General features: G+C 42.0%; 18 protein-coding genes. 4 read left to right on the forward strand and 14 right to left on the reverse strand.

Annotated features, from left to right (window positions below; genetic code table 11):
• Window positions 1-5: 5 nt before the first annotated feature.
• From ftsL to mraZ, 3 genes are read right to left on the reverse strand one after another with little or no spacing between them, the layout of a single operon-like run.
• The gene (gene ftsL / locus IEY40_RS18845) at window positions 6-320 is read right to left on the reverse strand and encodes a cell division protein FtsL (RefSeq protein ID WP_188958977.1); all 315 of its coding nucleotides are present in this window, start codon (window positions 318-320) and stop codon (window positions 6-8) included.
• A gap of 14 nt (window positions 321-334) precedes the next feature.
• Window positions 335-1,276, reverse strand: coding sequence for a 16S rRNA (cytosine(1402)-N(4))-methyltransferase RsmH (gene rsmH, locus IEY40_RS18850; protein ID WP_188958979.1), 942 nt, complete (start codon window positions 1,274-1,276; stop codon window positions 335-337).
• A 24-nt stretch (window positions 1,277-1,300) separates the two neighbouring features.
• Complete coding sequence (gene mraZ / locus IEY40_RS18855; RefSeq protein WP_188958981.1) at window positions 1,301-1,759, reverse strand: division/cell wall cluster transcriptional repressor MraZ; 459 nt, start codon at window positions 1,757-1,759, stop codon at window positions 1,301-1,303.
• A 1,138-nt stretch (window positions 1,760-2,897) separates the two neighbouring features.
• Between mraZ and IEY40_RS18860 the strand changes: the two genes are divergently transcribed.
• On the forward strand, window positions 2,898-3,218 hold the full coding sequence (locus IEY40_RS18860; protein WP_188958983.1) for a hypothetical protein: 321 nt from the start codon (window positions 2,898-2,900) through the stop codon (window positions 3,216-3,218).
• 16 nt (window positions 3,219-3,234) lie between these two features.
• Here IEY40_RS18860 and glpK read toward each other — a convergent pair whose 3' ends face one another.
• From glpK to leuA, 6 genes are all read right to left on the reverse strand, one after another.
• Window positions 3,235-4,731, reverse strand: a complete 1,497-nt coding sequence (glpK, locus tag IEY40_RS18865; RefSeq protein WP_188958985.1) for a glycerol kinase GlpK — start codon at window positions 4,729-4,731, stop codon at window positions 3,235-3,237.
• A gap of 317 nt (window positions 4,732-5,048) precedes the next feature.
• On the reverse strand, window positions 5,049-6,401 hold the full coding sequence (locus tag IEY40_RS18870) for an outer membrane protein transport protein (protein ID WP_188958987.1): 1,353 nt from the start codon (window positions 6,399-6,401) through the stop codon (window positions 5,049-5,051).
• A 512-nt stretch (window positions 6,402-6,913) separates the two neighbouring features.
• Complete coding sequence (leuD, locus tag IEY40_RS18875) at window positions 6,914-7,519, reverse strand: 3-isopropylmalate dehydratase small subunit (protein WP_188958989.1); 606 nt, start codon at window positions 7,517-7,519, stop codon at window positions 6,914-6,916.
• A gap of 19 nt (window positions 7,520-7,538) precedes the next feature.
• Complete coding sequence (leuC, locus tag IEY40_RS18880) at window positions 7,539-8,951, reverse strand: 3-isopropylmalate dehydratase large subunit (protein WP_188958991.1); 1,413 nt, start codon at window positions 8,949-8,951, stop codon at window positions 7,539-7,541.
• Window positions 8,951-10,045 (reverse strand): 3-isopropylmalate dehydrogenase, encoded by a 1,095-nt coding sequence (leuB, locus tag IEY40_RS18885; RefSeq protein ID WP_188958993.1) that lies wholly within the window; start codon window positions 10,043-10,045, stop codon window positions 8,951-8,953. The genes leuC and leuB overlap by 1 nt, the downstream gene beginning before the upstream one ends.
• Window positions 10,042-11,610 carry a 2-isopropylmalate synthase gene (gene leuA / locus IEY40_RS18890; protein WP_188958995.1) on the reverse strand — a complete coding sequence of 523 codons (1,569 nt, stop codon included), beginning with the start codon at window positions 11,608-11,610 and terminating at the stop codon, window positions 10,042-10,044. The genes leuB and leuA overlap by 4 nt, the downstream gene beginning before the upstream one ends.
• 607 nt (window positions 11,611-12,217) lie before the next feature.
• On the opposite strand from leuA, the gene IEY40_RS18895 reads away from it, so the two are divergent.
• A complete protein-coding gene (locus IEY40_RS18895; RefSeq protein WP_188958999.1) occupies window positions 12,218-13,990 on the forward strand; it encodes a diguanylate cyclase domain-containing protein in 1,773 nt (590 codons plus the stop codon).
• Between the two features lie 25 nt (window positions 13,991-14,015).
• On the opposite strand, the gene recQ is transcribed toward IEY40_RS18895, so the two are convergent.
• Complete coding sequence (gene recQ, locus IEY40_RS18900; RefSeq protein WP_188959001.1) at window positions 14,016-15,860, reverse strand: DNA helicase RecQ; 1,845 nt, start codon at window positions 15,858-15,860, stop codon at window positions 14,016-14,018.
• Between the two features lie 188 nt (window positions 15,861-16,048).
• Here recQ and IEY40_RS18905 point away from each other — a divergent pair, with 188 nt between their 5' ends.
• Both IEY40_RS18905 and rarD read left to right on the forward strand, forming a co-directional pair.
• Complete coding sequence (locus IEY40_RS18905) at window positions 16,049-16,513, forward strand: thioesterase family protein (protein WP_188959003.1); 465 nt, start codon at window positions 16,049-16,051, stop codon at window positions 16,511-16,513.
• A gap of 141 nt (window positions 16,514-16,654) precedes the next feature.
• The gene (gene rarD, locus IEY40_RS18910; RefSeq protein WP_188959005.1) at window positions 16,655-17,575 is read left to right on the forward strand and encodes an EamA family transporter RarD; all 921 of its coding nucleotides are present in this window, start codon (window positions 16,655-16,657) and stop codon (window positions 17,573-17,575) included.
• Here the strand turns inward: rarD and IEY40_RS18915 are convergent.
• From IEY40_RS18915 to rpmB, 4 genes are all read right to left on the reverse strand, one after another.
• Complete coding sequence (locus tag IEY40_RS18915; RefSeq protein WP_188959007.1) at window positions 17,572-18,111, reverse strand: PH domain-containing protein; 540 nt, start codon at window positions 18,109-18,111, stop codon at window positions 17,572-17,574. The two genes, rarD and IEY40_RS18915, sit on opposite strands and share 4 nt — an antisense overlap.
• Before the next feature lie 100 nt (window positions 18,112-18,211).
• Window positions 18,212-19,531 carry an amino-acid N-acetyltransferase gene (gene argA / locus IEY40_RS18920; protein WP_188959068.1) on the reverse strand — a complete coding sequence of 440 codons (1,320 nt, stop codon included), beginning with the start codon at window positions 19,529-19,531 and terminating at the stop codon, window positions 18,212-18,214.
• Window positions 19,532-19,856: 325 nt separating this feature from the next.
• On the reverse strand, window positions 19,857-20,030 hold the full coding sequence (gene rpmG / locus IEY40_RS18925; protein WP_160054468.1) for a 50S ribosomal protein L33: 174 nt from the start codon (window positions 20,028-20,030) through the stop codon (window positions 19,857-19,859).
• A gap of 6 nt (window positions 20,031-20,036) precedes the next feature.
• Complete coding sequence (rpmB, locus tag IEY40_RS18930) at window positions 20,037-20,273, reverse strand: 50S ribosomal protein L28 (protein ID WP_160054466.1); 237 nt, start codon at window positions 20,271-20,273, stop codon at window positions 20,037-20,039.
• Between the last annotated feature and the right edge of the window lie 52 nt (window positions 20,274-20,325).

Raw genomic sequence — 20,325 nt, forward strand, 5'->3', positions numbered from 1 at the left:
TATGCTCACTGAACTCGAATGATGATTTCTTCTTTTGGAAGCGGCCGTGCCATATTGAGTTCTTTTGTTGCCATTCGCGTCACACGGCTGTGTTCAGACTGCGATTGCTCTTCTAATAATAAGTTGCGCCATTCAATATCTAATCGATCTTGCTCTTGCAGCAAATGATCCCACTGCGAGATTAATTGTCGTGTTACATGGCTGGTATACACCACCACAATGCCATTAGAAACGACTAACAATCCCAGCAGCACAATCCACTTGTGGCGCCAAAGATCTTGCAACACAATTCGAGGTAAACTTAATGTCGATTGGCTCACATTAACCTCAAAGACTAATAATCCAAGCGCTCAGCAACTCGTAAAACCGAGCTGCGGGCACGAGGATTTTGTTCTAATTCTGCTACAGAAGGCTTCATCGCCTTACCAACGGCTTTTAACTTTCGCGACTTATTAATTTCAGCTTCTGTAATTGGTAATCCGTGTGGCACGCTTTCACCTTGACTATGGCGACGAATAAAGCGCTTAACCATACGGTCTTCTAACGAGTGAAAACTAATCACCGATAAGCGGCCCTGTGGCGCTAATACGGTTAGTGCACCTTCAAGCGCTTGATCAATCTGCTCTAATTCGCTATTGATATAAATACGAATCGCTTGAAAAACACGCGTCGCGGGGTGTTTATTACGTTCTTTATTTTTCGTAATTCGCGCGATTAAATCGGCTAAATCTTTAGTCCGTAAAAACGGTGTTTTTTCACGGTCGGCAGCAATACAACGGGCAATATGACGAGAGTTTTTCTCTTCGCCATAGGTTTTAAATACCCATGCCATGTCTTCAATTTCAGCGCGCGCAATCCACTGAGCAGCCGTTTGACCTTGGCTGTTGTCCATTCGCATGTCTAATGGGCCGTCACGTAAAAAACTAAACCCACGCTCGGCATCATCTAACTGCGGCGACGACACGCCTAAATCTAATAACACACCATTAATTTTACCGGTCAGCCCTAACTCATCAACGTATTGCGCTAATTGACCAAAACCGCCATGTACGATTTGAAAACGCGGATCATCAGAAAATTGTTTTGCAGCTTCAATGGCTTGAGGGTCGCGATCGATCGCAATTAAACGACCGTTTTCGCCCAAATGGCTCAATACATGACGAGAATGTCCACCACGACCAAACGTGCCATCAATATAGATGCCATCACGTTGGATATTGAGACCGTCAACTGTCTCATTCAGTAATACAGATAAATGGGCAAACTCTTGGCTCATTGGGTTCTTCTAACCTTTTGGTCTCTATAGTGAAAAGTTCACCAGGCGTTCATTGCTGGCTAAATCTTGGCTGTGGATTAGCGTATTACCGTCATCCATTTGTTGCTGCCAAGCTGACTCTTCCCATAGTTCAAATTTATTCAGTAAGCCCACCAGCATGGTTTTCTTTTCTAAGCTGGCAAAACTTCGTAAAGCCGGCGGAATAACAATGCGTCCGTGGCTGTCTAGTTCACAATCTTGGGCATGACCTAGTAATTTTCGTTTAAAGGAGCGTTCAAGTGGAACGGTATCTGAGAGCAATTTAAGCTTTGCTTCGATTTGTTCCCATTCGTGTAATGGATAAATCAACAAACAGGCAGATTCAATATCAACAGTGATAATCACAGTACCGGCATGCTCTACACGCAACGCGTCACGGTATCTCGCAGGAATTGCGATCCGTCCTTTAGCGTCCATATTGATAGCACTGGCACCCCGAAACACGCTATGACACCTCTTTTGTTAGCATTTGATCCACAATGATCCACTTTTTCCCACAAATGCTAAGTTTAGGGACTCTATGCAAGTGTTGTCAAGGGATGGACAGATATATTAAATCCAGACCCCAAGCGGGTTAGCAGCAAATTAATCTCAAACGGGATGAATGACAAAACCAGCGGTTAAAAACAGCTTAAAATCAGGGTAAATGAGTTAAACCAGACACATAACGGTCATTTTATCGGCTGAAACCCGGTGACGATCTTTTCATTAACATCTCTTAATAGAGTTAATAATCCACCTTTTGGTTGAGTTTGCACCGCAATCGATGCGAATTAATCGGAATTAAAACTCACAAATTGTCGATCTTGATCATTATTTAGCGTTAAAAAAACACTCTCATCTTCATTTGCACGGCAACTATTATGTTAAATGGCCATACTTTACGCCTTACCATCGTTGGTTTGCGCTTTTATTACATTACCTGGCCGCCAATGACAGCATGATTAATGTCAGGGGTATACATAGTATTCTTGAACATCGATTTCATTCACGGCGATGCACTAGCATCGACACCAAAACGTTCCTATTACCCCCAATGACTTATCCAATAACGGCACCACGACAACGTGATCCAAATACAATTTATTTGCTATAAGGGCAGGCATTTTATCAATTCACCTCGCAATCACAGTTAATTATCCTTAATGCCGACATGGGGTTACTGCTTACACTTGTCACTCAACAACAGGCTAAAAAAGTTGCACTTAGCGCTCAGATAGAAGTAAGTGCTAATAGCAGCACTTAATTATTTGAGCAACACACTCCCAGCGGCTTAAACCCTAAGTGGTTAACCGTGCGACAAATAAACTATGCTGATATAAATCAAAGTAGCTGGTATGTCTGAGCGCTCAGAAGAAAAGAGACTATACGCCACGCGTAATGGTGTCTATGTGATAGGAGGTTGCATTTTTAAGGACTAAATACGCGACAATACTTATAAAAACAGACTCACGTTAATGATATGAATATACACAGGACGTTAATCAAAATGAAATATGATTAAATTTTGGCCTAACGGTGCCGATAACAAGTTATAGTTAACGAAGTATCTACCTTATTTATCGGCTCAGGAGGACGTGACATGAGTATCGACAGCATTTATGCCATGTTAGCCAGACCCGTGCGCGCGGTTAGCGAGAGACGAAGAATTGTTGAACAAGTTCGAGGCACCAGTGCCATTAGTGCCGACAGCCATGAAGCACCGCAATCACAATTACCCCCTCACATTACTCATAAAACGGTTGTTACCAAAAAAACTTTTGTGCGCAAAGAGCGCCGCTCAAAATTACGCACCATAGATGACAAAAAGAATTTAGGCAGTCGATTGAGAAGGATGAATACTGACGAGCGCTTTTCCACTCGTGGAGAATCCGCCAGCCAGCATATTGATATCGAAGTATAATCTCAAAGTGTAATCATTATTGCGGAGGGCTATTAGGGCTTACTTGCGACACCGCCTTTTTCCAGCCCGCGTAAATATCTGCTCTGTGGTCATGGTCCATAGATGAGATGAATTCACGCTCAGTAGATAACATGGCTTTCAACTGATCAGTAGACTCCCACACCCCAACCGCTAAACCGGCTAAAAATGCAGCGCCCATTGCTGTCGTTTCGGTCACTAACGGTCGAATCACTTTCGCCCCTGTAATATCGGCTTGAAATTGCATTAAGAAATCATTAGCCACCGCACCACCATCGACACGGATTTCGGTTAATGGCACATCCGAGTCTTTACTCATCGCATCCAATACATCACGAGATTGATATGCAATGGCTTCTAACGCTGCACGTATTATATGATTACGATTAGCACCACGGGTAAGCCCAATAATTGCACCACGGGCATCTGCATCCCAGTAAGGAGCTCCTAATCCAACAAACGCAGGGACTAAATACACCCCATTGGTGTCATCCACTTTTTCAGCAAAATATTGGGTATCGCAAGCATCAGCAATTAAACCTAACTCATCGCGCAGCCATTGAATTACCGCTCCGCCCATAAAGACCGAACCTTCCAATGCGTAATTAATCTTAGCGTCAGCACCAATAGCGACTGTAGTTAACAATCCATGTGTCGACTCCACCGCTTTCTCACCAGTATTCATCAATAAAAAACACCCAGTACCATAGGTGTTTTTAGCCATACCGGGCTCTATACAAAGCTGACCAAATAACGCAGATTGTTGGTCGCCGGCCATGCCCGCTACCGGCACACGGTTACCAGCAAGTTCGGTATAACCATAGATGGCGCATGATGGCTTAATGTCTGGCAGCATGACTCGAGGAATATCAAACAACTCTAGTAGTTCCTGATCCCACTCCTGGGTGTGGATATTAAAGAGCATGGTGCGTGATGCATTCGTCGGCTCGGTGACATGCACTTCACCTTGGGTAAGTTTCCATACAAGCCATGTATCAACCGTACCAAACAGCAAATCACCGGCTTCTGCGAGTTCACGTGCACCTGCAACATTGTCTAAAACCCATTTGATTTTTGAAGCTGAAAAATACGGATCTAATACCAACCCAGTTTTTTGGCGAACCATCTCTTCAGCGCCTTGCGCTTTAAGTTGTTGGCAAATCTCTTGGCTACGTCTGCATTGCCATACAACAGCATTATATATTGGTTTACCTGTGTGCTTGTTCCATACAATGGTGGTTTCACGTTGGTTAGTAATACCAATGGCAGCCACATCATGACGGCTAATGCCAGCACGCGTTAACACTTCAACTAATACTGAGCTTTGCGATGACCAAATCTCCATCGGATCATGCTCAACCCATCCTGCTTGAGGATAATGTTGAGTAAATTCTCTATGCGCAACAGCAACAATATTCGCTTGGTGATCAAACACAATCGCACGTGAACTGGTTGTACCCTGATCTAACGCGACAATGTATTTTTTAGCAACCATCTGATTTCCTATATCATTTCGACATGATTATTTTTATATGATTTATCTGCTTAATAAGCCAATAGCACATCCTACATCGACATATAAATTTAATGCAAGTAATAGTCTGTGTTTCACAATAATTACAAATTCCTTATGCTAGCACTCTTTGTTAACAAGCTATCATTAATGAAATCTTTGTTTGGCCGCATTAACGTTATGATCATAGTATAAAAAAGCCCCGCAAATGCGAGGCTTAGAATGCTGCGTTAGGTACCCAATCGACCTGAAGGTGCATGTTTAAAAGCATCTTCAGGTTTATTGGGTATAAATACAATTTACATCTTATAGCTTAGCTGTATACCGGTTAACCATACATCACCTGTCGCTTCACCGTTGAAATCGATTGATGCGAGGCCAAGTAGATCTTGAGATTCGCTAATCGGTGCATCACCGTGCATACGAATATAAGTAACGCCAAGATCGACACTCAAGTTTTCAGACACTTGGTATCCAGTACCCATACTAAACCAGAAACGGTCTGTGTCTGGGATAGTCGTCGTACGGTGTTCATCATCTACGGCTGTTTTATCAAGTGCAAAACCTGCGCGTAACGTCCACTGTTCGTTTACGTTATAGGTCGTACCAATTGCATAGCGCCAGCTATCTTTAAAGTTTTCTTCTTTAACAATGTCAGACTCGATATCACCCGTCGGTTTAACATCTCCAGGAAAGTAAGCTACTAGTCGCTCAAATGTGCTCCACTCTGTCCAATTGATGCTGGCATGCATTGCCCAGTTTTCTGTTAGCTGGTGATAAGAAGCCAGTTCAGCAAAAGCAGGCAGTTCGATAGGCAGATAGCCATCAATACTAATATCTTGTCCGCCGTCATATACCACACCAGAAACTGTGCCATCTAAATCTAGGTCAACACCACTGTGATAAGCCACACCAATACGGTTGCTTGAATTGATTTGCCAACTCGCGCCGGCTTTCCAACCATAGCCAATGTCGTCGCCTTCCATTGATTTAAGTTCAGTGCCTGCTGCGGGTAAGCTTGCTGATATGCTGGCTGGCACATTAGGGTTAGCACTAATGGCACCAATCCAAGCTGGTGCTGTGGCGCTAACTTCACCTTCACCATAAACCATACGAAGACCTGCACCCACGGTAAACTCATCATCTATGCGATACGCGATGTTAGGGTTAAATTCAACGGTAGTAATTGATGTGTGGCTGCCAAAAATAGCCGCTGCACTTGTCGTGTCGGTTTCGGTTGCTAAACCATAGTTTGAATTAAGTGCAAGACCCCAAGTCCAATGATCATTCAATTGGTTAGAGTAATAAAAGTTAGGTACTAATGCATTATCAGCAACATCAATTTCATCTGCATTGATCACAACGGCATCAGAACCTAACAAAGGAGATGTTACACTTACGTCGCCTAACACATCGACATTTGGCATCACGTAAATACCACCAGCAGAAAGCTGGCGACCTTCGAGATAGGCTAACATTGCAGGGTTACGCGCTTGAGTTGACGCATTGTCTGCTATGGCAGCTTCACCTGCATACGCTCGGCCTAAACCGGTAGCTGAAGATTCTGCAAGTTGAAAACCTGCTGCGTTTACTTGAGTTGTTGCCCCAAATACAATGGCGCTGATCGCCAATGTTAACACTGTTTTTTTCATTTTCATTCTCTGTGTTTAAGATCCATACTGCTTAAATCGGCCTAATAGAGCAAAAGCTCGACTTAAATGAGGGCACTAAGTGTACGGATCCAAAACCGCTTTGCAACAGGGACAACTCTGTCTAACCGAGTGAATGCTATAAATTAAAACTGTGATCTAACGCAATGTTTTTAGTTTGTATGAGCCAGTAACAACATCAAAAGATAAATAGCTGTACGCTCAAATACTTCTGCAAATAGAAAAAAACCAACTTGTCTATTTAAAACAGAATATTACATCAAAAAAAATAGTACGCGAGTTAGCTTTAATTCCTTTATTTAGCCACTTATTTTCACGCGTTAATGAATAATTAGGCTACTTTCAAACATAAATAAATTTACAAATAAAAATAAAAAAACCTCTCTTTGCTAGCAAAAAGAGGTTTTACAACACAGAGTTAGCACTTTTAACGATGTCGCAATGTAATAATGACTAAGCGTCAACGTTATATAAATTCATCAAAGATAAATCGCTTATGCATACCACTGTGGAATTTGTGCTTCATAATCACTGATGTGTTGCTCAAATGATAAGGTTAAGCCAATCGCGTCAAGACCATTAAGCAGCTTATGCCTGGCAGATTCAACCAAGCTAAAGTTAAATACCGCACCAGAAGGTGAAGTTACAGTTAAGGCTTGTAAATCTACGGTAATTTGTGCGCCTTCATTTGCTGCAACTTCATCGATTAATTGCTGCACTTGCTCAGCAGGTAACTTAACTGGCAATAAACCATTATTGATTGAGTTTCCGTAAAAAATATCAGCAAATGTTGGGGCTATAATCACTCTTAGCCCAAAATCTGCTAACGCCCAAGGTGCATGTTCGCGTGATGAGCCGCAACCAAAGTTCTCTTGAGCCAACAAAATTGACGCGCCTTTATAGCGTGGTTTATTTAAAGCGAAGTCTGGATTAGGTTGATCGCCTGCATCATCTAAATAACGCCAGTCATGGAATAAATGCACTCCAAAACCATCACGGGTCACTTTCGACAAAAATTGCTTCGGAATAATTTGATCCGTATCGATATTGGCACTGTCGATGGCTACCGCTAAACCGGTATGGGCAGTAAATGCTTGCATGTATATCTCCTATCTCGGTTTAGTATGGTTGACGAATATCAACAAAGTGACCAGCAATGGCTGCAGCTGCAGCCATTGCTGGACTGACTAAATGTGTGCGACTGCCACGACCTTGACGACCTTCAAAGTTACGGTTACTAGTTGATGCACAGCGGTCTCCCGCTTCTAAGCGGTCATCGTTCATTGCTAAACACATAGAGCAGCCCGGTAAGCGCCATTCAAAACCGGCTTCAATAAAGATTTTATCTAAACCTTCGGCTTCGGCTTGAAGTTTTACCTGGCCAGATCCTGGTACCACAATCGCCACAACACCTTCTGCCACCTTGCGGTTTTTGGCATGTACAGCTGCAGAGCGTAAATCTTCAATACGTGAATTAGTACAAGACCCAATAAACACCTTATTAATGCTGATATCTGTCATTTTGGTACCTGGCGTTAAGCCAATGTACTCTAATGCTTTAATCATGCTGGTACGGTTAGTCATATTCGGTTCATCTTGCGGGTTAGGCACTACGGCATCAATGGCCACAACTTGACCAGGATTAGTACCCCAGGTTAATTGTGGTGCAATGTCATTGGCATCTAATACAACTTCGGCATCAAAAACGGCATCAGCATCCGTTTTAAGTTCAGACCATGCAGCAACCGCTTGCTCCCACACTGCATCTTTCGGTGCAAACTCACGGCCTTTTAAGTAATTAAAAGTGGTTTGATCAGGCGCGACCATACCGGCTTTTGCGCCCATTTCGATAGCCATGTTGCACAGGGTCATGCGGCCTTCCATGGTTAGGGCTTCAATAGCTTCACCACAAAATTCAACCACGTAACCTGTACCGCCATCCATACCTAGCTTACCGATAATCGCTAATACGATATCTTTCGCTGTAACGCCATCTGTCACCTTACCACGTACTTCTACCTTCATGGTCTTGGCTTTTAATTGGCGTAAGGTTTGCGTTGCTAATACATGCTCAACTTCTGATGTGCCAATACCAAATGCTAATGCGCCAAATGCGCCATGAGTAGCTGTGTGCGAATCACCACATACAATCACAGTACCCGGTAAAGTAATACCAAGTTCAGGCCCCATAACATGGACAATACCCTGGTTCGGATGATGAATGTCGTATAAACGCACACCAAACTCTTTACAGTTTTGCGCTAAGGTTTCAACTTGAGTACGGGCCATTGGGCTTAACGCATCTAAACTTGCACTGCGCGTTGAGGTGTTATGATCCATAGTTGCAAAGGTTTTTTGCGGCGCACGTAATTGACGCCCCGCCACTTTTAAACCACTAAAGGCTTGAGGTGAAGTCACTTCATGTACTAAATGACGGTCAACGTACACAATTGGCGCTTCGCCTTCTGGGCTCGCCACAATATGCGCGTCCCACACTTTTTCGTATAAGGTTTTACCTGTTACCTGGGTCATTACACACCTTCCTGAATTGCTTGAGCGATATAATCGCCCATTTGTGCTGTCGACTTAGCTTCGCTTCGCTTATCTGCTGTTAACAGCTCACCAGTTAAATAACCACTTGATAATGCTTTGGTGACTGCACGCTCAATCGCGCTGGCAGCATCTTCTTGCTTTAAACTGTGACGTAACATTAATGCCGCTGATAAAATTTGCGCGACGGGATTAGCAATGCCTTGGCCCGCTATATCTGGCGCACTGCCGCCTGCGGGCTCAAATAAACCAAAACCTGTGCTATTCATGCTAGCTGATGATAATAACCCCATTGAGCCGGTTAACATGGCGATTTCATCAGATAAAATATCACCAAATAAGTTTGAACATAACATCACGTCAAACTCGTCTGGACGACGTAATAGCTGCATGGTCGCATTATCAATATAGATATGTTCTAAGGTCACATCAGGAAAATCTTTAGCGACCTCTTCAACCACTTGACGCCATAATACTGAGCAGGCTAATACGTTAGCTTTGTCTACCGAGGTAACCTTGTTTTTACGGCCACGGGCGGCTTCGAAGGCAATACGGGCAATACGGCTGATCTCGCGACGACTATAACGCATGGTATCAAACGCTTCTTCGTCATCCCCCTCACCTTGACGACCTTTGGGCTTGCCAAAGTAAATACCACCGGTTAACTCACGCACACACAACACATCAAACCCACGGGCTGATATGTCGCTGCGCAGTGGTGACATGTGCTCTAACCCATCGTGTAATTTTGCTGGGCGTAAATTACAAAATAGCTCAAAGTGGCCACGTAATGGCAATAATGCACCGCGTTCAGGTTGATCATTTGGCGGTAAATGCTCCCATTTAGGGCCGCCTACACTACCAAATAAAATGGCATCGGCAGCTTCACAACCTTTTAAAGTCGCATCAGGTAAAGGACAACCATGATTATCAATGGCAATACCGCCAACATCATATTCGGTGTAGTTAATCTCTAATCCAAAACGTGTTTCTACCGCACTTAACACTTTACGTGCTTCGGCCATCACTTCAGGACCAATACCATCACCCGACAAAACTGCTATTTGATAACTCATACGCCACCTAACTCCCTTTCTTTATGTATCTGCTGCTTAAAATCAGCCACTTTATCTGCGCGATACACTAAATTCATCACATGCACTAATGCGTGTGCTGAAGCTTCAACGACGTCAGTGGCTAAACCCACACCATGGAACATTTGTTCATTGTATTTTGCGGTAATATCAACCTGACCTAGCGCATTTTGGCCTTCGCCTTTCGCGCCTAACTTGTAATTAGTAATATTGATTTTACGTTCAGTTGCACGAGCAATAGCATTATATGCCGCATCAACAGGGCCATTACCTGTTGCAGCCTCAGTAATATCTTTACCATCTACAGCAATACGAACGGTTGCAGTTGCGACACCTTCAGTTGAGTCAGAATGTACCATCATATGCTGAAGCGCATACTTATCGTCATCTTGCGCTTGCGACTCCATAAAGACCAATGCTTCTAAATCATAATCAAACACTTGGCCTTTTTTATCAGCTAAGGTTAAAAACTGCTCATATAAGCTGTCCATATCATAATCAGTAGGCAAATAGCCCATTTCTTCCATACGGTGCTTAATCACATGACGACCAGAACGAGATGTCATGTTCAAATTATTGCGGTTTAAACCAATACTTTCTGGCGTCATAATTTCATAAGTATTTTTAGCTTTTAGCATACCGTCCTGGTGAATACCCGACGAATGTGAAAATGCATTGGTACCGACAATCGCTTTATTTGCTTGAATAGGCATATTGCACAGCTGACTGACTAACGACGATGTACGATGAATCTCTTTAGCATTAATACCGCAATCCAAATCAAGCAACCCTTTACGGGTTGCAAGTATCATCGCGATTTCTTCTAATGAACAGTTACCAGCACGCTCGCCGATACCATTAATGGTACATTCAATTTGGCGCGCGCCCATTTCAACTGCGGCTATAGAGTTAGCTACAGACAAACCTAAATCATCATGGCAATGTACTGAAATCACAGCTTGATCGATATTTGGCACGCGGTTGAATAAGGTTTGAATAATGCCACCAAACTCACTTGGCACTGTATAGCCGACAGTATCAGGAATGTTAATGGTACGAGCACCGGCCTTAATTGCAGCTTCAACCATACGGCATAAATTATCAATTGGAGTACGGCCAGCATCTTCACATGAAAACTCAACATCGTCAGTAAAGCGTCGGGCATATTTAACGGCACCAACAGCCATATCTAACACGTCATCAAACGAGCGCTTCAATTTACTTTCGACATGAATTGTCGAGGTAGAAATAAAAGTATGAATACGGAACTGATCAGTAACAGATAAAGCTTGTGCAGCTGCATCAATGTCTTTTTCTAATGCACGAGATAAGGCACACACACGACTATTTTTAATGGTTTTGGCAATGGTCTGTACCGAGAGAAAATCCCCCGGAGACGACACAGGAAAACCGACTTCCATCACATCAACGCCCAAACGCTCAAGAGCCAACGCAATTTGTAGCTTTTCTTTTACCGTTAAACTGGCTGCTAAGGCTTGTTCACCATCACGTAAGGTAGTATCAAAAATTATGACTCTGTTGGACATCGAAGTTCTCCATCGACCATCTTGTATGTATTTCACCTAACTGCAAACATCACAACAGGCTCGTTTCAAAAGGGCTATAAACAAAAAACCCCGCGGCTATTAGCGCGGGGTTTGTGTATGCTGAATAATTTATCTCGCATGTAACACAAAGGACTCCGCGCAGTCTATGCGAGAGAGGAGAAGGAGTCCGAGTAAAATCGATTGTGTATTCATGGTTTTAGTATTCACTTTAAATAGATTTATATTCGCATTACGTCATGCTTAGGTAAATAAATATTCTGTATAAACTTTTCTATAGCTAATATTTAACGCGAGCAGGCTCTGCTGTCAACCCTAAATTACTCAACTTGAGAAAGATTACGGCGTACTAGTACCTCATTACACTCAATCCATGCAATTTCACCACGGCTCAGTAAGGTTATTTTTATTATAGGAACCTAAATGGGCTAGATCAAAATTTGTGAACTTAAGTGGCTGCATCCTATATATATTTATGTACCTCCGCTTAAAAAATCGTATACTTCGAGCATTATTATTTGAGCAGATGTAAACGATGACGCGACTGAAAGAAGCTAATAAATATAAATTAAATTGCATTATGAGCTTTATGTTTAGTTTATTGCTTTTTATCGTTGCCACACCAGCGTTATCCCTGCCTTCACAAGAGCTGCTTCTAAGTGATGACATAATCCAAAAAACTCAGTTACTCAACGTAAGTGAGCAATTGGATGTGATTAATAGTATTAATTCGCAAAAATCAGAAGACGCCAGGACACTCATAGAAGCACTGGAGCGACTACAGAGCACTCAATCCTTTAGCAACGTAGAAACCCTTCGTTTAAGCTTATTACGCTGTTTTAATTTACTTGAATTTGGTGAGTTCAATCAGGCAATCACGCTTGCGAAGCAAGGAGAGCTCAATGCTCGAGAGCTAAAATACGATATCGCTAGGCCTTATTTTATTCAGTGTGAAGCTTCTGCCCATCAAAGCCTCGGCAACACCTTACAAGAACAACTTCAATCAGAAGAAGCATTACGCTTAGCCAGACGCTATTCTGAAAAACAAGCCATGGTAAATGGTCTGTATTTGCGCAGTAGACAAAATACAAACTTAGAAAACTATAACCAATCGATTGAAGATTTGCGCTTGGCATTGGATATTTTTGATGAAGCACAAGGCCAATTTCAACAGTGGTATTTACTGCCAAAGTCTTATTTGAAAGCAGAGATATCGAACGTCTTTTTTTCACTAGGTGACTTTAAAGAAGCTCTCCACTTTTCGGAAACAGCCTATAGTGGTGTATCTTCTTTCGGTAAAATAAAGCCGATAGTTACAATAAACCTCGCATTGATTTATATCTCTTTAGACGATAAAGCGAAGGTACTGCACTACATTAATAAAATAGAAGCCGCTAACTACAAAATAGATTCTGAGAGAGATATAGCTAACCAACAAGCATTGCTTGCTATTATACATTTATATATTGGCGATTATGACATTGCCGAAAAGAAAGCTTCAACCAGCATTACTATATTCACTAAATATCAAGAACCCATATATGTCATGCGCATCAAACGGACCTTAGCCAAGATCTATTTCGCGCAAAACAAAGATAGCCAAGCATTATCATTACTCAATGAAATTATTGAACAAGCTAGCGAACTCAAGCAATTCTCTGACCTTGAAGAATTTAATCAAATCATCAGTGAATATTATGCAACAAAAAACCAGTTTGAATTGGCTTATCAATTTCAGATACAACGCTTTGATGCCGCTAAGCAAGCCACTGCCAAACTCAATAATGCTCACTTTGTCCAGTATCAGGCCCGTTTAGCAGAACAAAACACACCCCCACCAATCGAAGACGAATTAACTACAAATATCAATCAAAACCTCGCGATTACCGCGTTGATTATTTTGTTGCTATCAATTGGTCTAGTGTTCTTTTTGACCAAAAAACCACAAGCAGTATTAACCGACACTAAAGAAGAAACGCAACAACAGCGAATTGACAACATACTGCTCAACGCTAAACAAGGCCATTATCAAATGAGCATGCTGCTGGTTAATATTAATCATATCCGCCAGGTGGATATACCTTATGTTGAGCAACAGTTTCAATTAGCATTAAGAGAACAAGATGAGCTATTTCGTCATAGCTTAGATGAGTTAATTATTTTGTTACCTCACACATCATCGACTGGAGCTGTCAGAGTCATGCATCAGATAGAACAGATACTCAGTAATTGGAAAACTGACGTTAAAACCAGTATTGGTCTCGCCAGCTTACAACAGTTAGACACATTTGAGGTGTTGATGAAAAGAGCGGTTTTAAATCAATTGAGTAAAATGAAACCACAAGACACGAAAGTAATTTAACTGGTACCACGCAAAAGGCTAGGCATTAGCCTTTTGTTAAATAATCGCTGATCTCATCTAAAAACTCTCCGCCAAATCGGTCTAGCTTTATTTGCCCAACACCATTTACCGCAAGCATTTCACCTGGACTGGTAGGCAACATGGCCGACATTTCAGCCAGCGTAGCATCGTTAAAGACTAAATACGGTGGAATATCGTGTTGTTCAGCTAACTCCCGGCGTAATAGTTTTAATCGTGCAAATAATTTACGATCGTATTGCTGTACTGCGCGCGTATTCGGTTTACGCTTAACATCAAGTAACTGGATCCGCGGCTCAGCTAACATCAAGGTCATTTCTGCTTTCAAAATCGTTCGCGCGGCTGGATTTAAACGAATACTTGAACCTCGAGTAATATCCTGACTCGCCAAACCTAAGTGAATTAACTGCCTCAAGACACTTAACCAATGTTCTGTCGATTTATCTGCTCCAATACCCCAAGTGGTTAACTTGTCATGGCCTCGATCAACAACATTCGCAGCTTTAGATCCTCTAAGTACATCTATTACGTGATGAATGCCAAAGCGTTGTTGTAAACGATAAATACACGACAATACCTTTTGAGCATCTTCAGTGCCATCGTATCGCTTAGGCGGGTCTAAACAGATATCACAGTTACCGCAAGGTTCAGATGCTACTTCATCAAAGTAATGCAACAATACCTGTCGACGACAGGTTTGTGCTTCAGCAAAAGCAGCCATAGTGTGTAACTTATGAAACTCAACTTGCTGCTGTGGGCCAGGCTCTGATTGCTCAATCAAATGTCTTACCCGGCCAATATCGGCAGGATCAAACAACATGTACGCTTCCGCTTCTAGCCCATCTCGTCCCGCTCGGCCAGTTTCTTGATAGTAAGCTTCAATGCTTTTAGGGATATCGTAATGCACCACAAAGCGCACATTCGATTTGTTAATCCCCATACCAAAAGCCACCGTAGCAACAACTATATCAACTTGATCTTTTAAAAATTTATCTTGTACATCAGCGCGGTCGTCTTGGCTCATACCCGCATGATACGCCTGAGCATTAAAACCTTGCAATCGCAGGCGTTCAGCAACCTCATCAACACGGCGGCGACTACTGCAATATACAATACCGCTAGCACCATTTTGTATAGTGACAAACTGACGCAACTGGTTAGCTGCATTTAACTTTTCAGCCACGGTATAACGAATATTTGGACGGTCAAAACTCGATAATAGGGTATAAGGAGCAATATTTAAGCGCTCACAAATACTGAGTCGTGTCGCTTGATCTGCTGTGGCAGTTAATGCCATTAGTGGGATATACGGAAAATACGCTTTTAACTGCCCAAGAGCGGCATATTCAGGCCTAAAGTCATGCCCCCACTGACTAATACAATGAGCCTCATCGACCGCAAACATTGAAAGGTCAACCGATTGCAAACGTTCAATAAAATCTGGTCTTAATAAACGTTCAGGCGAGACATATAACAGTTTTATCTCACCAGAATGCAGTTTCCGAAGCACTTCAGCACTTTGCTCACGCGGTAATGATGAATTGAGATAAGCAGCAGCAACACCGCTTTGCAATAAGCTGTCGACTTGGTCTTTCATTAACGAAATCAGAGGTGATACAACAATCGTCACACCCGGTAATACTAACGCCGGTAACTGGTAGCACATGCTCTTACCACCACCAGTAGGCATAATCACTAAGGTATCTTGACCTTGTAAACTGTGTTCAATGACTTCTCGCTGCCCTTCACGAAAGGCACGATAACCAAATACCTGCTGTAAACTGGCCGATAACATATCCTGCTCAGAAGCAGTATCAAGAGTTAGGCTTGGTGTCGAAGTCAGATTATCCATTCACACTATAATGTCATTTAAAGGATGGTCATTTTAAAGCACTCAGCCACAGATGTCTTGAAGCAAAGTGCAATTGACACATTTAACATACCGATGATGATTGAGTATTGAACACTTTAGCGTTAGATTAAATACTCTATGCGCGTTGAAAATAAATACAAAAATAATAAACACGACAAGGATTGCTCATGAGCTCACCGATTCAAGATCAAGCACTGCAACAAGTTGCAGAGATTTTTGATAAACATGTTCCATTCCATAATTTACTCGGATTAGACATTAAGCATTACGACATCAATGGGGTTGAGGTCGTAATTAAAATGAAACCAGAACTCATTGGTAATATTCATCAAAACATTCTACATGGTGGCGTTACCGCAACATTACTGGATGTGGTTGGGGGCCTAACAGCATTTGCAGGCCTAGTTGCCAGCCGTGACGACTGGACAATCGAAGAGCTACAGCAACGCTTAACTACGTTGGGTACCATTGATATGCGCGTTGATTTTTTACGCCCAGGTCGCGGAGAAATATTTACTGGTACCGGCACGGTTATTAGAGCAGGTAATAGAGTATCGGTTTGCCGAATGGAATTGCACAATGAATTAGGTACTCATATTGCTTTTGGTACAGGTACTTACATGGTCGGTTAATTTAACATCGGCAATGTATCAACCTATTTGCCACGTTAAACTTACAACGAGCCGATAAAACAAATCGCTTAATCACTTGTGTCATCAATGGGGGCGACCTACAATCGCCCCCTCGTTTGTTGTTGCCATTGTTGACTCACTATGCCTGATTTAGAATACCGTAAAGGGGTTTTCCTCGCAATTTGCGCTTACACCATTTGGGGTGTCGCCCCTTTATATTTCAAACTATTACATCAAGTTCCAGCCACTGACATTTTAATGCACCGCGTTATATGGTCATTTCTGTTTATGATTATTTTAATGCAATTTATTGGTGGCTTCAGTCGCTTACGCCTCATCCTTAAACAGCCCAAACAACTGCTCATATTACTGACGACATCGATATTAATCGCAGCAAACTGGCTTATTTTTATCTGGGCAGTTAATAACGACCATATGCTTGATGCAAGCTTAGGTTATTTTATTAATCCATTGTTTAACGTATTGCTAGGAATGGTGTTTCTCGGCGAACGCTTACGAAAATTACAATGGGTTGCGGTTACATTGGCGAGTGTGGGTGTAATGGTGCAGTTGATCTCGTTTGGTTCAATTCCGTTAGTGTCATTGGCCCTTGCTGCAAGCTTTGGTTTTTATGGTTTACTGCGCAAAAAAGTCAATATTGATGCAAAATCTGGCTTACTGGTTGAAACTGCCATTTTATTACCCATTGCACTGGGCTACTTATTGATAACGTTAGACAGTTCACCTGTCAGCATGTTAACCAACAGCCTTAACCTCAATTTACTGTTAGTGGCCGCGGGTATTGTTACTACCATCCCACTTTTATGTTTTGCAGGTGCTGCTGTCAGAATTCCATTTTCTATTTTGGGCTTCTTCCAATACATTGGCCCAAGCATCATGTTCATTCTTGCTGTAAAACTGTTTAATGAACCTTTTGACATTGAAAAGGGCATCACTTTTTGTTTTATCTGGGGTGCACTGGTGATATTTATTAGTGACATGGTGCTGCAACGCCAGCGCCGTCATGTGGCCACTAAAAAAGCTGCCGTGGTGAAGGTTTAATCAATAGGCTCTTTGGTCATTGCGCTAGCATGCAGCTTGGCTAGCGCTTCATCTGCATCGCTTACGCTAACCAAAATTACTCTATCTTGGCTAATTGGCAACAGGATCACTTCTTTAGGTTCGGTTACCGACAACAAGGCTTTTACGCCATTGTTTAATGAAAACCAACCCAGAGAATACCCTGGCAACCCCAAACCATTTGTACGCCATTTTGTCGCGTATTCAGGCTCTTTAATCAGGTTAACAACGCGCGCTTGTGCAAAATCAACTTGGTTAATATCTATTGTATTCGAATACAACGGAATATTTACCTGCAACTGCTTGTTATCCCACGAAACGGTACTGCTAAACGATTGATATAAAATAAATACAAACAAGGCCATTAGCGGCAACATAATACCTAAAGTAAGATATTTAGCGTTACTAGGAATAGGCTTCACAAAAATAAATATCGTTAACGCAAGCAAACCTAATAATACTGCAACAAAGCTGTTTATCGCCCCAGAATCGAGCGGAGTTAACGCGATTAAATCCATATGCCCTCCTCAGTAAAGCTCATATTATATCGCTAATATTCATTTCTTTTGCCCATAAAAAATACCGGATTAACCGGCATTTTTTTATGGTGCGTATTAATTATAAATCTAGTGCAAGAATTTTTGAACGACGCTGATAGTTGTACAATTGTTTTTTCTTGTTTGGCAACTCTTCAACATCAACAATATTGAAGCCGTGCTCTAAAAACCAATGGATACTGCGAGTCGTTAATGCAAACAAACGCGAATAACCACGTACTCGTGCCTGGCCAATAATGTTATTCAACAAAATGCTACCTCGATCGGCATCGCGATAATCAGGATGCACCACCAAACAAGCAAACTCACCGGCATTATCTTCTTCAAATGGATATAGCGCAGCACAACCAATGACTAAATTATCGCGCTCGACTAACATAAACTGCTCAATTTCCATTTCAAGCTGCTCACGAGAACGGCGCACTAAAATGCCTTGCTCTTCTAGTGGGCGGATAAGATTTAAAATACCACCAATATCGCTAATCGTGGCACGGCGTAAACGCTCTGCACTTTGCGTTACAATTTGAGTACCGATACCTTCGCGAGAAAACAGCTCTTGCAGTAATGCGCCATCGTCTAAATAGCTCACTAAATGGCAACGGGGTACTCCACGACGACACGCTTCGACACTGGCCTTTAAAAACGCCATTGTTCCAATGGTAGTATGATCATCGGCAGGCATGGTTTTAAGCATTTCTTCGATGTCATCAGGCATAAGCTCAGCAATCACCTCGCCATTTTTACCGATAAGACCGTTAGTATCACTAAAACCAATAATCTTGTCGGCTTTAAGCTTAATGGCTACTTGGGTAGCAACCTCTTCAGCTGTTAAGTTGAAGCTTTCGCCCGTAACAGAAGCTGCTATCGGCCCCATTAGTACAATACCGTTGTTATCGAGCTGGCGACGTAACCCCTGTGCATCGATACGACGCACCTTACCGCTCAAACAAAAATCAACACCATCATCGACACCTAGTGGTTGTGCAATAACAAAATTACCACTGACTACGTTAATTTGTGCGTTTTGCATTGGCGTATTGCCTAAGCTCATCGACAACCTTGCAGTAATATCAAACTGTGTGGCACCGGCAACCTGCTTAATGATTTTTAAGCTGTCTTCGTCCGTAATACGCACACCATTATGATAAACAGGTTCAATACCTGCCGCTTTTAATCCTGCATCAATTTGCGGTCTCGCGCCGTAAACTAATACCACTTCAATCCCGAGTGAATGCAACAAAGCAACATCATTTAAAATGCCACGAAATTGCGGATGCGCTAATGCTTCGCCACCTAACATGACGACAAAAGTTTTACCTCTATGGGCATTAACATAAGGAGCAGAATGACGAAATCCATCAACCAGTTCAGTGGTTCTCACAGGCAAATTCACCTCGGTAATTAGTTTGGTGTTAGTCATACTTGCAACCATTAGTGCAGTTGCAAGCCAGAATGTAGTATAGCACAACGATGGTATTGCATTTTAATTCACTTTTAAAGCATTTTATTTCACATAAAACAAAAAATAGTTTGTCCATTAAGTGTGAAAAAATCATTACAGCCATAAAGTTAGTTTCACTTAATAGACTATCTTACTTTACGCACTTTTTATCACTCAAACAGCATAATTTGTTCAGTATAGCTTACTTTTCTTTAGGTATAAAAAAAGCCCCTATTAAGGGGCTTTTTTAAGATTCAAAAATCAATTACTTGATTTTAGCTTCTTTGTAGATAACGTGCTGACGAATTACTGGATCAAATTTCTTGATTTCCATTTTCTCAGGCATGTTACGCTTGTTCTTTTCAGTAGTGTAGAAGTGACCAGTTTTAGCAGTAGATACTAATTTGATCTTCTCACGATTACCTTTAGATTTAGCCATTTTCTATTATACCTTCTCGCCACGGGCACGAAGTTCAGCAACAACAACTTCAATACCTTTCTTGTCGATAATACGGATACCTTTAGTAGATACACGTAATTGTACGAAACGCTTTTCTTCTTCTAACCAAAAACGGTGGTTTTGTAGGTTAGGTAAAAAACGACGACGAGTCGCGTTTTTTGCGTGCGAACGGTTGTTACCAACCATTGGCTTCTTGCCAGTTACTTGGCATACTCTTGACATGTCAATCTTCTCCAAAACAAATTTTTAACGCTCGAGCATTAATGTGCCTCGT

Source organism: Shewanella ulleungensis, assembly GCF_014648315.1.
In the GTDB taxonomy this organism is placed as follows: Bacteria; Pseudomonadota; Gammaproteobacteria; order Enterobacterales; family Shewanellaceae; genus Shewanella; species Shewanella ulleungensis.

Bases quoted from the DNA above. Each gene is read 5' to 3' on its own strand.
- IEY40_RS18895 (WP_188958999.1), top strand. From the start codon at position 12,218: ATGTTTAGTTTATTGCTTTTTATCGTTGCCACACCAGCGTTATCCCTG.
- IEY40_RS18905 (WP_188959003.1), top strand. From the start codon at position 16,049: ATGAGCTCACCGATTCAAGATCAAGCACTGCAACAAGTTGCAGAGATT.
- rsmH (WP_188958979.1), bottom strand. From the start codon at position 1,276: ATGAGCCAAGAGTTTGCCCATTTATCTGTATTACTGAATGAGACAGTT.
- leuD (WP_188958989.1), bottom strand. From the start codon at position 7,519: ATGCAAGCATTTACTGCCCATACCGGTTTAGCGGTAGCCATCGACAGT.
- recQ (WP_188959001.1), bottom strand. From the start codon at position 15,860: ATGGATAATCTGACTTCGACACCAAGCCTAACTCTTGATACTGCTTCT.
- leuA (WP_188958995.1), bottom strand. From the start codon at position 11,610: ATGTCCAACAGAGTCATAATTTTTGATACTACCTTACGTGATGGTGAA.
- IEY40_RS18860 (WP_188958983.1), top strand. From the start codon at position 2,898: ATGAGTATCGACAGCATTTATGCCATGTTAGCCAGACCCGTGCGCGCG.
- IEY40_RS18915 (WP_188959007.1), bottom strand. From the start codon at position 18,111: ATGGATTTAATCGCGTTAACTCCGCTCGATTCTGGGGCGATAAACAGC.
- rpmB (WP_160054466.1), bottom strand. From the start codon at position 20,273: ATGTCAAGAGTATGCCAAGTAACTGGCAAGAAGCCAATGGTTGGTAAC.
- IEY40_RS18870 (WP_188958987.1), bottom strand. From the start codon at position 6,401: ATGAAAAAAACAGTGTTAACATTGGCGATCAGCGCCATTGTATTTGGG.
- leuB (WP_188958993.1), bottom strand. From the start codon at position 10,045: ATGAGTTATCAAATAGCAGTTTTGTCGGGTGATGGTATTGGTCCTGAA.
- leuC (WP_188958991.1), bottom strand. From the start codon at position 8,951: ATGACCCAGGTAACAGGTAAAACCTTATACGAAAAAGTGTGGGACGCG.
- glpK (WP_188958985.1), bottom strand. From the start codon at position 4,731: ATGGTTGCTAAAAAATACATTGTCGCGTTAGATCAGGGTACAACCAGT.
- rarD (WP_188959005.1), top strand. From the start codon at position 16,655: ATGCCTGATTTAGAATACCGTAAAGGGGTTTTCCTCGCAATTTGCGCT.
- rpmG (WP_160054468.1), bottom strand. From the start codon at position 20,030: ATGGCTAAATCTAAAGGTAATCGTGAGAAGATCAAATTAGTATCTACT.